Below are 14,459 nucleotides of genomic sequence, written 5' to 3' on the forward strand. Positions count from 1 at the left end.
CACATGGCTCACGCCACCCCTAAAATCCAGCCCTCGATTTCCGCCTCGGGGTATTCGCCGGGCCGCAGCTTCGGCTTGAGGTACCGGCCCAGGCGGCCATCCCGATCCACCTGCTGGAGCCAGGCGGCGGCGACGTAGGCATCATGCTGATCCGGCGTGCGGTCCGCCCGTGGGGTGCTTTGGCTCCAGAGCGATGGATAGACCTCGGCCAGTGCGGACCGTCCGGCGGGGATTTCCCAGCCGTCGAATGGCCAGCAATGCAGCCGATCACCGAGGGCATGGCGCAGATAGCGCACCCAGGGCAGCCCGGCGTGGGTGGATTTGGCCACCGAACCCGGAACATCGAAGTGGAAAACGGATTTTGCCCCCACCCGCTGCTCGGCAAGACGCCGCCAGCGGGCGCTGCCCATTCGGGCCTCGCCGTGACCCAGAGCGCCATCCCGAACGAAATCCACGTAAACGTGGTCGCCATCCGTGGGCCAGTGCCTTTGAAAATCATCGAGAAAGGCCGGCCAGTCCGGCGGCAGCTGATGCACTTCGAAGTAGCGCATGGGAAAGGAAAAACCATGATCGATCCCGACAAGGCTCGGCACCTCGTCGGCCAATCGCTCCACCAGCCACTCCGCAATGCCTCGGCGGGTCCAGTATTTGCGGGCCCCGGGGGGCGGCGGCACCTCCACCGGCGCCGCCCCTGCGCTCGCCTCATAAACCCGCAGCCCCTTCAGGCTGGAATCCGGCGTCTGCGCACCGGAGTAGTCGATGCCGATGTAGCGCTGAAAGGCCGCGTCTGACATGCCCGGGATTCCTCTCCGCTGCTCAGGTGTCGCGCAGATACGCCTCAATGGGGTCCAGGGCCTCGGCCATGTGCTCGAAGCGGTGGGAGCCGCCCTCGAACGCCAGCGGTTCAGCCAGTCCCCCGTACTGCTGAAGCGTGGCCCGGGAATCCAGCAACTCATCGGCAAGGTCCACGATCAGCTTCGGCGGAATCGCATAATCATCGGGGGCCGGCGACAGCTCATGACCGGCATAGGATTCCACAGTTTCGGGGGACAGGGTCCGCGCCGGCTGCTCCGGCAACTTGGGATTGGTCAACGAATGACCCAGATAATGCGCCAAGCCCCAGTGCGGGTCACAGCTGGGGTTGATCATGACAGCGGGACACCGATGCCGCTGCCCCATCACCGCCGCGAAGTAGCCGCCCAGCGAAGTGCCGATGAAGGCCACCGGGCCATCGCCGCTCATGCCCGCCTCGATTTCGCGGATCACCGTCTCCCGGGGCGCAAAGCTGTCGTAGTTGATCAAGCGCACCGTGAATCGGCGGCGCAGGTCCACGACCTTGTGATCCGTCTCCAGCGCAGCGGAATTAAAGCCATGCAGATATTGCAGCTCAGGCATCGCAAGTCGCTCCATTCGACGATCCCGTCATTTTAACGCGGCAGCGGTTGGATGTCTGACCCCCGGGGGCCCTGTGTGGCCGGCTAGTCCGGCCGCCGGTACCAGAACCAGCTCAGACGCCGAAAGCGCCCCGCCCAGGGGAATAGCAGAAACGTCAGCACCACCAGGAAATGCTGCCACGGGGCATACCAGTCCAGTTTGCGGGCGGAGCTGACCACCGGGGGCGTGTTTAGCAGGCGGAACTCCAGGCCTTCACGCCGCCCCGCCCGGCGCAGGGCCCGGGAGTACCAGATCTCGTCGCCGGCATAGAGGCGCTCGTCGAATCCGCCGATGGCACGATGCAAATCCGCCCTGGCGAGAATGAAACAGCCGGCGGCCACCCGAAATCGTCGCGACAGGCCGTTCCACGCCCGGGTCCCCAGCGCAAAGAACCCCGACACCGGCACATCCAGGGCAACCGTAGCGCCCGCGCCGGCGAGATCCTGATCCCGGGCCGCCCGCACCGCCACCAGATGCTCGCCGGACACCCGCGTGTCCGCATCCAGAAACAGCAGCCAGGGCGCCTGCGCGGCCTCGGCGCCGGCGTTACGCACCCGGGCGATCTTGCGCTCGGGCTCCCGGATGACCCGTACCCCCATGGCAGCGGCCACCGCTGCGGTGTCATCCGTGGAGGCGTTATCCACCACAATGACTTCGGCATGAATGCCAGCCTCGCTCAGCGCGTTGTCCAGCGCCGCAAGGGTCTCCGGCAGAAACCCGGCCTCATTCCAGGCCGGGATGACCACTGAGAGTTGGGGCTCGATCTCAGTAAGCAATGGGGACGATGCCAAGGGCCACCAGGATGGCCAGGAACCAGAGGTACCAGGAGAAGATTCGCAGCTTGGCCCGGTAGAGCAGCTTGACCACCAGCATCAGGGCCAGCGTGCCCACCACGGCGGCCACCCCCATGCCCACGGCCATGTCCAGCCAGCCCAGCCGGGTGGCGCCGCCGGCGGACTGCAACTCCATGAATTGCACCAGTGTGGCCGCCAGGATGGTGGGGATGGCCAGGAAAAAGCTGTACTCCGCGGCCCAGCGCCGTTTGAGACCGAACAGCAGCGAGGCGGCAATGGTGATGCCACTGCGGCTGATACCGGGTATCAGCGACAACCCCTGGGCGATACCAATCCCCAGCGCGGTGGTGGGGCGAATGTCACGCAGACCCTTCGGCCGCGGCGGCAGGCGGTCGGTAATCCACAGCAGTCCGCCGGTGATGGCCAGCGTGCCGGCAATCATCTCCGGCCGCGCGAAGATGGCTTCGAAGAACAGTTTGAAGGTGATGCCGATAACGCCGGTGGCGAGCACTGACAGCGCACACAGCAGACCCAGGCGGACGGTGAGCGGCACCGGCCTGAGCTCCCGGGTCATTCGGGCCAGGCCCGCGAAGCCATCGCGAATCAACCGGAAAAGACTGCGGTGGAAAACCACCACGATGGAAATCAGGGTGCCCACATGGACCACCAGATCGAACAGGATCATTTCGGCGCTGTCCGGCGCCGGGATATCCGCACCCGCCGCAATCAGCCAGTGTTGGGTGAGCACCAGGTGGGCGGTGGAGCTCACCGGCAGAAACATGAACGCGCCCTGGACGATGCCCAGAAGCACAACGATATATAAGGCCACCAAACCCTCCCTGGTTGACTAGCCCCGGTTCTCGAAGTCGTTGATGTCCTCACCGCGCCGCGCGACCCGGCCGCGCCGGCCGTACAGCCGTGACAGGGCGTACCAGATCATTAGCGCCAGCCCGACCCACAGCACGATTAGGAGAAACTCCGCGACCAGGCCATCGGCCACCCAGCCCTCGGGGATCAGCAGGGTAACCAGTGCGACCCCCAGTGCCGAAATGCCAAATCCCAGCAAAATGTGGCCGGGGATCACCACTTCCAGAAGGGCGAAGACCACCCCGAGGGTCAGCCACGCTGACGGTGTCCAGATCAGATCGGTCATTGCCGCTGTTGCGCGTCCGCCAGGATTGACGCCGCACTGACAAAGCCGTTGGAGGCGTCACCCGGGAGCATGATGAGCTTTGCGTTTTCACTCTGTGACAACTTGGTCAGCGCGTCCACCTGCAGCTTGGCAATCTGGTAGCGAAGCGCAGCCGCTCCGTCCTCGCCCACTGCCTCGGCGATCTTGCGGTTTGCCTCGGCGGTGGCCGAGGCCATCACCTCGAGGGCCTCAGCGCGGCGGCGCTCCTCGTAGAGCTCGGCATCGGCGTTCAGCTCAACGGCTTTTTTGTCCCCTTCGGCCTTGGTCACCGTGGCGCGACGCTCACGCTCGGCATTGAGCACCTCGGCCATGGAGCGCTCGGTGCTGTCCGAGAGCCGGACGTCAATGATTTCGCTGCGGGAAATAATCACGCCGTAATCTTCGCCCGCCTCGGTCAGCGCTTCCTTGATGGCGCGATTCAGCGACGCCCGGTCCTGCTGAATGGTGTCGAGCTCCACCTTGCCGATCTCGGAGCGCACCAGACTCATGACCAACCCAACGATGAGGTCATCCACCGAGTTGACCCGAAACACCGCGAGCTCCGGCTTGTTGATGCGGTAAACCACCAGGAGTTTGATATCAAAAACCGCGTTGTCGGCACTGATGACGTTGAGATCCACATCCTTGAGCACGCGGTCGGCGATGGAGATATCCGAATGCACCCGATCCACAAACGGGATGATAATGTTTACCCCCGCCTCCAGCGTGCGGCGATAGGCCCCCAGACGGGTGATGACGAAATTCCGCGACTGCGGCACGATCTTGAGGCCGGCGACCGTGAATACGATGATCGCAACGACCAGCACACCAAGAAATTCGAGCATGAGGAGTCTCTCGTTAGCGACGGACTGGCTTAGGATCGGCCGGGCACCAGTTGTCTGGGTTACGCAATTTTTGCTTCGGGAGGATCGCACAAGCGTTAGCCGATTAATACTCCGGCGTCAAAGATTGTCGCACCAGCTCAGTATCGTGCGTCCATGACCTGCTGGCACGGAACGCCTCTTTGATGGACAACGCTTTTCCCCCGGGCTTTGCCCAAATTCATGGCAATCGGCTTGAGGCTCTCCGCGATCTGGCGGTGAGTCATTTGCGTGAGCATCCGCTGGATCCCCTGGAGCACGAGACCCTGCTGATCCAGTCCAACGGCATGGCGCAGTGGCTCAAACTGGCGTTTGCCCGGGGCGGCATTGCCGCCGCTCAGCGCTTCGTGCTGCCCCAGTCGTTTCTCTGGCAGTCCTACCGCACGGTGCTGGGGCCTGGCGAGGTCCCGGAGACCTCGCCCTTCGACAAGCACCGCCTGCAGTGGCGCATTTATCGGCTGCTGCCCGGGCTGCTCGACGCGGAGCCTGGCACCTTCGCGCCGCTGGCGAGTTTTCTGGCGGGGGATGACGATCAACGCAAGCGCCACTCCCTCGCCCGCCGACTGGCGGATCTCTTCGATCAGTATCAGGTCTACCGGCCGGACTGGCTGGCGGACTGGCTGGAGGGCCGGGATCAGCTGCGCCGGGCGCGTCACGAACTCGTCACGCTGGCCCCGGACCAGTGCTGGCAGCCCGCACTGTGGCGAGCCCTCCACGCCGACATGGGGGAATTGGCCCGCAACCTCTCCCGGCCCGGGATTCAGGAGCAGTTCATTGCGGCACTGGACGCCGCCGAGCCCGGTGCCTTTCCCGCCCTGCCCCGGCGCATCACGGTGTTTGGGATTAATTCCATGCCCCGGCCGGTGCTGGAAGCGCTGCATGCCCTGTCCCGTCACACCCAGATCCTGCAGCTCATTCAGAACCCGTCGGGCTACTTCTGGGCGGACCTCATCGAAGACCGGGAGCTTCTCAAGCTGGACCACCAGCGGCATCCCCGCCAGTCCGGCACACCGGGACACCCCCTGCTGGCCGCCTGGGGCAAGCAGGGCCGCGACTTTATCGGCCTGCTCGCCGAGCTGGACCAGCCCGAGCGTTATCGGCACTGGTTTCAGTCCATCGACCTGTTCGAACCGCCGATTAAAGAAACCGACGACGTCGCCGCGGCGCCGATCCTGCAACAACTCCAGCAGGACATCTACGAGCTCACACCGCTGCCGGCCCCCGGGGATGAGCGCCCCCTGAGCCAGGACCGTTCCATTCGCTTTCACCGGGCCCACAGCCGCCAGCGGGAGGTGGAGGTGCTCCAGGATCGCCTGCTTGACGCCTTCGCCCGGGCCGACGCCGCCGGCGAGCCCCTGCGGCCGCGGGACATCATCGTCATGGTCCCCGACGTGGACGTCTATGCGCCGGCGGTGGAAGCGGTTTTTGGCACCCTCGACCCCCGGGATAAACGCTATATCCCTTACACCATCGGTGACCGGCGCAGTCGCAGTGAAGCCCCAGTGGCGGCGGCCGTCGCCAGGCTCTGTGACCTGCCCAACGCCCGGCTCACGCTGGGGGATGTACTGGATCTGCTGGAGGTGGCGCCCTTTCGACGCCGGTTTGGACTGGCCGCCGATGACCTGGTCCTGCTGCGGCGGTGGTGCAGCGCCGCCGGGGTCCGCTGGGGGCTGGACAGCCGCCAGCGCCAGCAACTCGACCTCGACACTGAATTTGAACAGAACAGCTGGCGCTTTGGACTGCGTCGCCTGCTGCTGGGCTATGCGGTGGGCACCGGAGAGGCCTGGCAGGCCATCGAACCCTTCCCCGAGGTGGGCAGCCTGGACGCCGCCCTGCTCGGGCCCCTGCGGGCGCTGCTGGACACCCTCGAGGCCCAGCTTCACGCCCTACAGCAACCCGGCCGGCCCCGGGACTGGGTGCAGCGCGTGGAGACCCTGCTCGACGACTGCTTCGCGCTCGAGAGCAACGAGGACCTGGCCCTTGAGGCGCGCATTAACAACGCCCTTCAGGAATGGCTCAATGCCTGTGACGAAGCGGATTTTGATGAGGCCATCCCGCTGGCCGTGGCCCGCGACGCCTGGCTTGGCGCACTGGATGACGAAGGCCCGGCGCAGCGCTTCCTGGCCGGCCGGGTGAACATCTGCACCATGATGCCCATGCGCAGCATTCCCTTTCGGATGGTTTGCCTGCTGGGCATGAACGAGGGCGAGTACCCGCGCACCAAGCCCCCGGCGGATTTCGATCTCATGGCCCGGCCCGGCCAGTACCGGCCCGGCGATCGCTCCGGCCGCGAGGACGACCGCTTCCTCTTTCTCGAGGCGCTACTGGCCGCCCGTGAGCACCTGCACATCAGCTGGATTGGCCGCAGTGCCCGGGACGACAGCGAGCAGCCCCCGTCGGTGCTGGTCAGTCAGCTGCGGGATCATCTGGACCGGGGCTGGCGGGTCGAGAACCATGACCAATCCCGCCGCGCCAGCGCCGCGCTCACCGTGGATCATCCGCTTCAGCCCTTCAGCGCGACCTACAACGATGAAGGCGAGCATTTTACTTACACCCACGAGTGGGCACGGTCCGTGGAGTCGCTCTCGTCCGCCACCGCGTCCGCCGCCCTGCCCCCGCCGGCGCTCTCCGACCCGCAGGTCCTGAGCCTGAATGACCTCAAGGAGTTTCTGCGGGATCCCCCCAAGCATTTCCTCTCCGAGCGCCTGAAACTGCGTTTTGACGCCAGCCGGGACACGACTTCGGAGACCGAGCCCTTCGAACTGGGCGGACTGGACGCTTACCAGGCGCAGGAACGCCTGCTCGCGCCGCTGCGCCGCGACTCGATGCCGACTGACAGCACCGCGGCCATCACCCGGGCCGGCCAGTCGCTGCAGCGCAGCGGTCAACTGCCGGTGGGCGGACTGGGTCAGCGGGCGCTGGCCGACCTGACCGGCCAGGCACGACAGGCGGCGGGGCGCTGGCAAGCCTGGATGGATCAAAATCCCACCGCCGAGCCACCCCGTGAGCTGCGTCTGTCACGACAGGTCCGAAATCAGGCCTTTGTCATCGAGGACTGGACCCGCGATCTCTACCGGCTGGCCGATGGCCACCGGGTGCGACTGGTGCTGAAATCCGGCGACACCATCAAAAAGGGAAAACCCCACTATCCGCGACTGCTGGAAGACTGGCTGGTGCATCTGGCCACCAACGCCGCTGGCATTGAGAGTGACACCGTCATCGTGGCCCACGACGCTGAACAGCGCCTCACCGCCCTCGCCGCCGATGAAGCCGGCGGGTTGCTGGACGCGGTACTCGCTGGCTGGCTGGCCGGGCTGGAGCAACCGCTGCCGCTGGCGGAGCGCACGGCATTTGGGCACCTCACCCAGGGGCGCGACCAGCCTCTCACCGTGGACAGCCTGTCATCGTCCTACGAGGGCCCTCCCGGGCAGACCGGCGAAGTGGGCTACGACAGCAACGGCGCCCTGCGCCGCTGTTACCCGGACGCTGCGTCGCTACTGGCCCCCCGGAATGACGACGGCGAACCGCTTTTCGCCCACTGGGCCCACCAGCTGTACCAGCCACTGGTGGACCAGCTTGCCCCGGAGGATGAGCCATGAGCCCCACGCCCCTGGACGCGCTCAATACCCCCTTAACCGGCCGCCACCTGATTGAGGCCAGCGCCGGGACCGGCAAGACCTTCAACCTGGCGGCGCTTTATCTGCGACTGGTGCTGGGCCATGACCCCACAAACCCGGAACGGGGTCCCATGCTGCCCCCGGAAATCCTGGTGATGACCTTCACCCGGGCCGCCACCCGGGAGCTGCGGGACCGCATTCGCAGCCGTCTGGCAGGGGCTGCCCGCTGCTTTGCCGGCGTTGAGGATCCGGACCCGGGAGATGCCATCCTGGCCGGACTGCTGGCGGCCTATCCGGACCACGCCGATCGGGCGCGCCATGCCAACCACCTGATGGCGGCCGCCGACTGGATGGACGAGGCGGCGATTTACACCATCGACAGCTTCTGTCAGCGGATGCTGCGCCAACATGCCTTCGACTCCGGTCACGCCTTTGAATTCGAGCTCAGCCCGGATGAGTCGACCCTCACCCGGGAGGCCATCGAGGATTACTGGCGCGAGCACATTTACCCGCTGAATGCCCGGGAACTGGCGGTATTGGACGAGGCACTGCCCGCCAAAGCGTCCCTCACCAAGGCGCGACTCGCCCGCGACCTGCGGGCGTTTCTTGGCCAGTCGCATCGGCTCAGGATCCCGAGCGAATCCTCCACCGGAATGATCAAACGCCACTCAAGGGCGCTGGACAAAGCCATTGACGGGCTGCGTCGCGCCATAGGCGAAAACGGCCAGGAGCTGGAGACCATGGACCAGGCGCTCAACGACGCTTGGGAGCAGAAGATCCGCGATGCCGGGACCTCGCCAAGCAAAAAAAACTGGGAGCCGAGTTTCAAAACCCCGCTTAAGCATTGGCATCAACAAGGCGACATCGGCTTGCCCGACGTCGTCCTGAAGAAATTGGGATCCGGCGCCCTGCAAGACGGCTGCAACAAGAACAAGCAGCTGCCGGAATCACTGCGCCACCACCCGATCGTTGAAGCCGTTGACAAGATACTGAACGTCCGGGCCAAGCCCGCTGAACTGGCGGCCTCCTTCTATGCCCATGCCGCCGGATGGGTGGATCAGCGGGTGGCCCAGGCCCGGGAGCGGCTCGGCGTTTTTGGTTTCAAGGACATGCTCAAGCGCCTGCGGGATGCCCTCCATCACCCCGAAACCGGCGCCCGGCTGGCCGGCGTGATCCGCCAGCAGTTCCCCGTCGCGCTGGTGGACGAATTCCAGGACACCGACCCGATTCAGTACGCCATTCTGCGATCGGTCTACATCGACCCGATCCCCCCCGGTGGGGAAGTCAGCGCGCCGGACATCGGCGCCACCAGTCTCTTCCTGATCGGCGATCCCAAGCAGGCCATCTACGGTTTTCGCGGCGCCGACCTCGACACCTATATTGAGGCGGCCGAGGGGGTCCCCGAGGGTCAACAGCACACCCTGGCCCGCAACTATCGCTCGAGCACGGCGATGGTTGACGCGGTTAACGCACTCTTCGAAGGCTCTCCGCTGAGCCCCAACCAGTTCCTCCAGGACGGCATTGACTATCACCGCGTGGACGCCAACGGCCGCAGGGCGCGCTTCGAGGTCGGTGGCGAAGCCGTCCCGGCGCTCACATTGGGGCACCTTGAGGACACCGACGACGATGACACCCCCATCAGTCTGCCCCTGACGCTTTATCGCCCCCGGATGGCGGAAATCGCGGCGGCCCACATCCATGACCTGCTGGCCCGGGGCCATCACGGTGAGGCCGGGTTCCGCGATGGCGAGGGCTTCACGCCGCTGGCGCCCGCGGATATCGCCGTTCTGGTGCGCACCGGCCAGGAGGCCACCCTGATTCGCGATGCGCTGCGCCACCGGGGCCTCGCGTCGGTGTATCTCTCGGATCGGGACAACGTCCTGCACACCCAGGAGGCCGAGGATGTCCTGCACTGGCTGCACGCCATGGCCGAGCCGGAATCGGAGCGGCGGGTGCGCACCGCCCTCGGCACCGCCAGCCTTGGCTGGGACTGGGCGACCCTGGATTCGTTGTTCAGCAGCGATGCCCGCTGGGCAGCGGCACTGGAGCAATTTCAGGACTATGCCGACCGCTGGCAACAGCGCGGCATTCTGCCGGCACTGCGAGAGCTCATTCATGACCAGGCCATCGCCCCCCGCCTGCTCGGCCAGCTGGGCGGCGAGCGACGGCTTAGCAATCTTTTGCAAATCAGTGAGTTGCTTCAGGAAGCTTCAGCGACACTGGATGGTCCTGCCAGCCTGATTCGCTGGCTGGAGGACGCCCGCGCGGACGACACGGACGGCACCCCGAAGGAGTATCGACTGAGGCTTGAAAGCGACTCGGCGCTGATCAAGGTGATCACCCTGCATAAATCGAAGGGTCTCGAGTACCCGCTGGTGTTCATGCCGTTCGTGTGCAATTTTCGATCGGAGAATGTCCAGACCCCCCGGCTGGGGCCTGACGACGCCGGCGACGCCTGGCCGATCTGCCTCAAGGCCAATAACGAGGAGAAAGAGGCGGCCGAGCATGCCCGCCTGGCGGAAGACATGCGGCTGCTGTACGTGGGCGTCACCCGCGCGGTCCATGCCTGCTGGCTGGGGACGGCGGCGGTACGGGAAAAAAATACCCGTAACACAGCCCGCCGTAACACAGCCCGCCAGGTGCACCTCCACCGCTCGGCCTTCGGTCGCCTGCTGGGCTGCCCGGATGACGCCAGGCCCGAGGATGTCGGCACCCTCTTGAGCGGCCTGGCGGACTCCCATGACGCGATATACTTCGAACCGGTCGCGCTACCCGCTTCCACTGCGGATGAGGCGCCGGTGGCAGTGCCCGCCCCGGCCATGGCCCGGGCACGGGCCTATGAAGCCCGCTCCCCCAACAGCGAGCGCTGGTGGATCGCGAGCTATAGCGCCCTGGTGGAGGACGGACCCAAAGCCTGGACACCGGGGACCGCCGAAGAGGATGTCCTCACCCAGGAAACCCTGGACACCGACCCGGTGCGTTCCGGCAGTAGCGATGCGGCGCCGGCCCCTGCCCCGGCCAACGCCAGTCATCAGGAAATGCAACCGGCAAACGCCATCGCCACCATTCCGCCGGGACCCGCCACCGGCAGCCTGTTGCATCGCCTGCTTGAATCCCTGGCGGCACGGCAATTTCCCGGCGCCCGGGAGCCCGCCTTTGCACAAGCGCTGGACCGCAGCCTGCGCGGCGGGCATTGGCGCGAGTGGCGCGAACCCATAGAGGACTGGCTGGGCCGGGTCAGCGAACTGCCACTGCCCCTGCCAGACGGCGGGCCGATGCGGCTGACCGATCTTAGCGCCCAGGACTTTATCGCCGAGCTGGAGTTCTTGATCGCCATCCGTGAGGTGAATACCCAAGAGATCGACACGGTGATCCGCCAGCACACGCTAAACGGCGTGGGTCGGCCGGCGCTGGATGACAACACCCTCAATGGCATGGTCAAGGGCTACATTGATCTGGTCTTTGTCCACAACGGCCGCTACTGGGTGATGGATTACAAATCCAACCGCCTCGGCGATGCCGCCAGCGATTATGGCCCTGACGCCCTGCGCCAGGCGGTGATCGCCAAGCGCTACGACGCCCAGTACGCCCTCTACCTGCTGGCGCTGCACCGACTGTTGCAGGCCCGCCTGGGCGATGACTACGACTACGACCGTCACATCGGGGGCGCGGCCTGTTGGTTCCTGCGCGGCATCGACCACCCCGGCGCCGGCCTGCACGCCGAGCGCCCCGACCGGGCCCTGGTGGAAGCGCTGGATGCCCTGTTCAACCCGCACATCGAGGCAAACCATGATCGCTGAAGCCATGCTCCGCGCCCCACGACTGCCGGATGAACTGCAGGCCTGGCTGGCCCAGGGCTGGCTGCGGGGCACCGACGGGGCACTGGCGGCTTTACTGGCGGAGGACGGCGGTGAGACCGACCTGACCGTGCTGCTGCTTAGTGCGCTGGTGAGCCGTCAGGTGGGCGATGGTCACACCCGGCTGGATCTGGCGGCATTGCTGGACAACCCGGCGTTATTCTGGCCGGAACCGCCCGACCTATCGGTCTCGGAGCCCGTGGGAGCGCAGCGATCCGGCGCCATGACCCCACCCCAGTGGCTCCAGCAGCGCAGCCTTGAACAACTGTGCGCATCGCTGGAAAAGTCTGCCGTAGTAGAGGTCGTCACCGACACGGCTGACGCCGCCGTCGATTCAGAGTTGGGCGACACTCCGCTGGTGCTGGCCGGCCATCGCCTGTATCTGCGCCGCTACTGGACCAACGAGCAGATCATCCAGCGCAGCCTCCGGCAACGGCTGGACACCCCCGTGGTCACGGTGCCCGGCCTTGGCCCGCTGCTGGACACCCTTTTCCCGCGCGAAGACAAAAAACCGGACTGGCAGCGGGTGGCCTGCGCCCTGGCGAGCCGCTCGCCGTTCACGCTCATCACCGGTGGCCCCGGGACTGGCAAAACCCGAACCGTGCTGCGTCTGCTGGGACTGTTGCAGGCCCAGCGGCTGGACACTGATCCCCAGGCCCCCCTGCGGATCCGCCTGGCCGCCCCCACCGGCAAGGCGGCGGCCCGCTTGAGCGAATCCATCAGCGGCGAGATCGATGCCCTGCCACTGCCCGAACCCGTCCGCGCCGCGATCCCCCGCGAAGTCAGCACTCTGCATCGGCTGCTCGGCCCGCGGCCCGGCAGCCGGCGGTTTCGCCACGACCGCCACAATCCTCTGCACGCCGACCTGGTGGTGGTGGACGAAGCCTCGATGATCGACCAGGAGCTGACCGCCCGTCTGCTGGATGCCCTGCGCCCGGAGACCCGGCTGGTGCTGCTCGGGGACAAGGATCAGCTGGCCTCGGTGGAAGCCGGCGCGGTGCTCGGCGAGCTGTGCGAGGGGGCCGATGCCGGCCATTACACCGCCGACACCGTGGCCTGGGTGAACGAGAACAGCGGCGATGACATCAGCGCCTGGCAGGGCAACGGAACGCCGCTGCAGCAACAGATTGTGAAGCTGCGCGAGAGCCGGCGCTTTCGTGGCGACGGGGGTATTGGCGCCTTTGCCGAAGCGGTGCGGACCGGCGATTTCCGCCAGGCCGATGCCCTGCTCGACGGTGACGATCCGAGCATTGGGCGCCTGGCACTGAGCGCCAGCGACGCCCCGGCCCTGGAGCAGGCGTGCGCCCGGGGCTATCGGCATTACCTGCAAACCCTGCGCGCTACCCGCTCCGCCGGCGACGACTGGGAGGCAACCCGCGTCTGGGCGCGGGGCGTGTTGCAGGCCCTGGCTCAGTATCAGGTGCTGGCGGCCGTCCGCCAGGGCCCGTTGGGCGTCGTCCAACTCAACCCGCGCATCGCCCGTCAGCTCAAGCATGAGGGATTGATCGAGCGCGACCACGGCTGGTTCGAGGGGCGGCCGGTCATGGTGACCCGCAATGACTACGAATTGGGACTGATGAACGGCGATGTCGGTATCTGCCTGAACACCCGCCTGCCCGGCGAGGCCGAGCCAAGACTGCGGGTCGCCTTTGAGTTGCCGGACCCCGGCATCCGGCTGTTCCTGCCCAGCCGGCTGGAGGCGGTGGAGAGCGTCTTCGCCATGACGGTCCACAAGTCCCAGGGCTCGGAGTTCCAGGAGGTGCTGGTGGTGCTGCCGCAGCCGGGGCTAAGCCAGTCGGGCCGGGAACTCCTCTATACCGCCGTGACCCGGGCCCGGGAGCGCTCGGTCATCGCCGCTCCGCCGTTCGGCGAATGAGTTCGGCGACCAGATCCGGATCCGCATGGTGGGGCATGTGGCCCATCCCCTCGACTCGGGTCAGGTTGACGCTGGCGACTTCGTCTTTGAGGCGCTCGGCGTGGAAGGGCAGGCCGACGGTGCGATCCTCAAGACCGTGCACCACTTCAATGGGAAGAGACAGTGTCGGATAGCGCAGCGCCATCTCCTCGAGAAAGCCCTTTAACCGGTCGATCTGTCGGGCGTTGATCTGCAGCTGGCGAGTCCGCAGGGTCAGATCAAACCCCAGGTGGTCCAGATAGCCTTCGGGCACCGAGTCCGGCTGAAACACCCGCTCCAGGGTCCGTTGCACCGCGGCCCGGGGGGCGAGATTGGCCACCACCGGCAGCATCACCTGCTGCCCCACCGGCGATGCCGAGACTCGATACCAGAGGCCAAGCTCTCCCGGCCAGGGGTGTGAGGCCGGGGCCAGGAGGGTCAGGCCCGCGATTTCGTCCTCGGCCTGCAGCGCCCACGCCAACGCCACCGCACCGCCATAGGAATGCGCCACGATGACGGGGTTCTCGACACCCAGTTGCTCCGCCCCGCGACGCAGGAGATCCGCCTGTTCCATGGGACTCACGGGATCACCCAACGGGTCTGAATAGCCGAAGCCGGGGCGGTCAAAGGCGATGACGCGAAACTCCTCGGCCATGCGATCAACCAGATCAAAACTGAAATCCCGGGCGTTGCCATTGGCCCCATGGATCATCACCAGATCCGGCCCCTCACCCCGCACGATGGCATGCAGCCGCCCTTCCGGAAGCTCCACGAATGTGCCCTCTGGGGTTGTATCGGCCTGGGCCATGGG

At 66.2% G+C, this 14,459-nt stretch carries 10 protein-coding genes; 3 read left to right on the forward strand and 7 right to left on the reverse strand.

Annotation, left to right across the window (positions count from 1 at the left end; genetic code table 11):
- Positions 1-8: 8 nt before the first annotated feature.
- From GJ672_RS05705 to GJ672_RS05730, 6 genes are all read right to left on the reverse strand, one after another.
- Positions 9-794: a hypothetical protein gene (locus GJ672_RS05705; RefSeq protein ID WP_154296292.1), complete on the reverse strand. Its 786-nt coding sequence runs from the start codon at positions 792-794 to the stop codon at positions 9-11.
- A 22-nt stretch (positions 795-816) separates the two neighbouring features.
- Positions 817-1,395, reverse strand: coding sequence for a YqiA/YcfP family alpha/beta fold hydrolase (locus tag GJ672_RS05710; RefSeq protein WP_195759459.1), 579 nt, complete (start codon positions 1,393-1,395; stop codon positions 817-819).
- Positions 1,396-1,478: 83 nt separating this feature from the next.
- Positions 1,479-2,210 (reverse strand): glycosyltransferase, encoded by a 732-nt coding sequence (locus tag GJ672_RS05715; protein ID WP_229381818.1) that lies wholly within the window; start codon positions 2,208-2,210, stop codon positions 1,479-1,481.
- Positions 2,200-3,057 (reverse strand): undecaprenyl-diphosphate phosphatase, encoded by an 858-nt coding sequence (locus GJ672_RS05720; RefSeq protein ID WP_154296294.1) that lies wholly within the window; start codon positions 3,055-3,057, stop codon positions 2,200-2,202. The genes GJ672_RS05715 and GJ672_RS05720 overlap by 11 nt, the downstream gene beginning before the upstream one ends.
- 18 nt (positions 3,058-3,075) lie before the next feature.
- Positions 3,076-3,381 (reverse strand): NfeD family protein, encoded by a 306-nt coding sequence (locus GJ672_RS05725; protein WP_154296295.1) that lies wholly within the window; start codon positions 3,379-3,381, stop codon positions 3,076-3,078.
- Positions 3,378-4,244: an SPFH domain-containing protein gene (locus GJ672_RS05730; protein WP_154296296.1), complete on the reverse strand. Its 867-nt coding sequence runs from the start codon at positions 4,242-4,244 to the stop codon at positions 3,378-3,380. Before GJ672_RS05730 ends, GJ672_RS05725 begins: the two co-directional genes overlap by 4 nt.
- A gap of 182 nt (positions 4,245-4,426) precedes the next feature.
- On the opposite strand from GJ672_RS05730, the gene recC reads away from it, so the two are divergent.
- The 3 genes from recC to recD are packed head-to-tail and all read left to right on the forward strand — an operon-like array spanning position 4,427 to position 13,630.
- Positions 4,427-7,879, forward strand: a complete 3,453-nt coding sequence (gene recC / locus GJ672_RS05735) for an exodeoxyribonuclease V subunit gamma (protein WP_154296297.1) — start codon at positions 4,427-4,429, stop codon at positions 7,877-7,879.
- Positions 7,876-11,697 (forward strand): exodeoxyribonuclease V subunit beta, encoded by a 3,822-nt coding sequence (recB, locus tag GJ672_RS05740; RefSeq protein ID WP_154296298.1) that lies wholly within the window; start codon positions 7,876-7,878, stop codon positions 11,695-11,697. Before recC ends, recB begins: the two co-directional genes overlap by 4 nt.
- The gene (recD, locus tag GJ672_RS05745; RefSeq protein WP_195759460.1) at positions 11,687-13,630 is read left to right on the forward strand and encodes an exodeoxyribonuclease V subunit alpha; all 1,944 of its coding nucleotides are present in this window, start codon (positions 11,687-11,689) and stop codon (positions 13,628-13,630) included. Before recB ends, recD begins: the two co-directional genes overlap by 11 nt.
- On the opposite strand, the gene GJ672_RS05750 is transcribed toward recD, so the two are convergent.
- Positions 13,602-14,456, reverse strand: coding sequence for an alpha/beta fold hydrolase (locus GJ672_RS05750; RefSeq protein WP_195759461.1), 855 nt, complete (start codon positions 14,454-14,456; stop codon positions 13,602-13,604). The genes recD and GJ672_RS05750 overlap by 29 nt on opposite strands.
- Positions 14,457-14,459 lie beyond the last annotated feature (3 nt).

The organism is Spiribacter sp. 2438, assembly GCF_009676705.1.
Lineage (GTDB): Bacteria > Pseudomonadota > Gammaproteobacteria > Nitrococcales > Nitrococcaceae > Spiribacter.

Coding starts and splice junctions, on each gene's coding strand:
- recB (WP_154296298.1), top strand. CDS start 7,876: ATGAGCCCCACGCCCCTGGACGCGCTCAATACCCCCTTAACCGGCCGC.
- recD (WP_195759460.1), top strand. CDS start 11,687: ATGATCGCTGAAGCCATGCTCCGCGCCCCACGACTGCCGGATGAACTG.
- GJ672_RS05725 (WP_154296295.1), bottom strand. CDS start 3,381: ATGACCGATCTGATCTGGACACCGTCAGCGTGGCTGACCCTCGGGGTG.
- GJ672_RS05750 (WP_195759461.1), bottom strand. CDS start 14,456: ATGGCCCAGGCCGATACAACCCCAGAGGGCACATTCGTGGAGCTTCCG.
- recC (WP_154296297.1), top strand. CDS start 4,427: ATGGACAACGCTTTTCCCCCGGGCTTTGCCCAAATTCATGGCAATCGG.
- GJ672_RS05705 (WP_154296292.1), bottom strand. CDS start 794: ATGTCAGACGCGGCCTTTCAGCGCTACATCGGCATCGACTACTCCGGT.
- GJ672_RS05730 (WP_154296296.1), bottom strand. CDS start 4,244: ATGCTCGAATTTCTTGGTGTGCTGGTCGTTGCGATCATCGTATTCACG.
- GJ672_RS05710 (WP_195759459.1), bottom strand. CDS start 1,395: ATGCCTGAGCTGCAATATCTGCATGGCTTTAATTCCGCTGCGCTGGAG.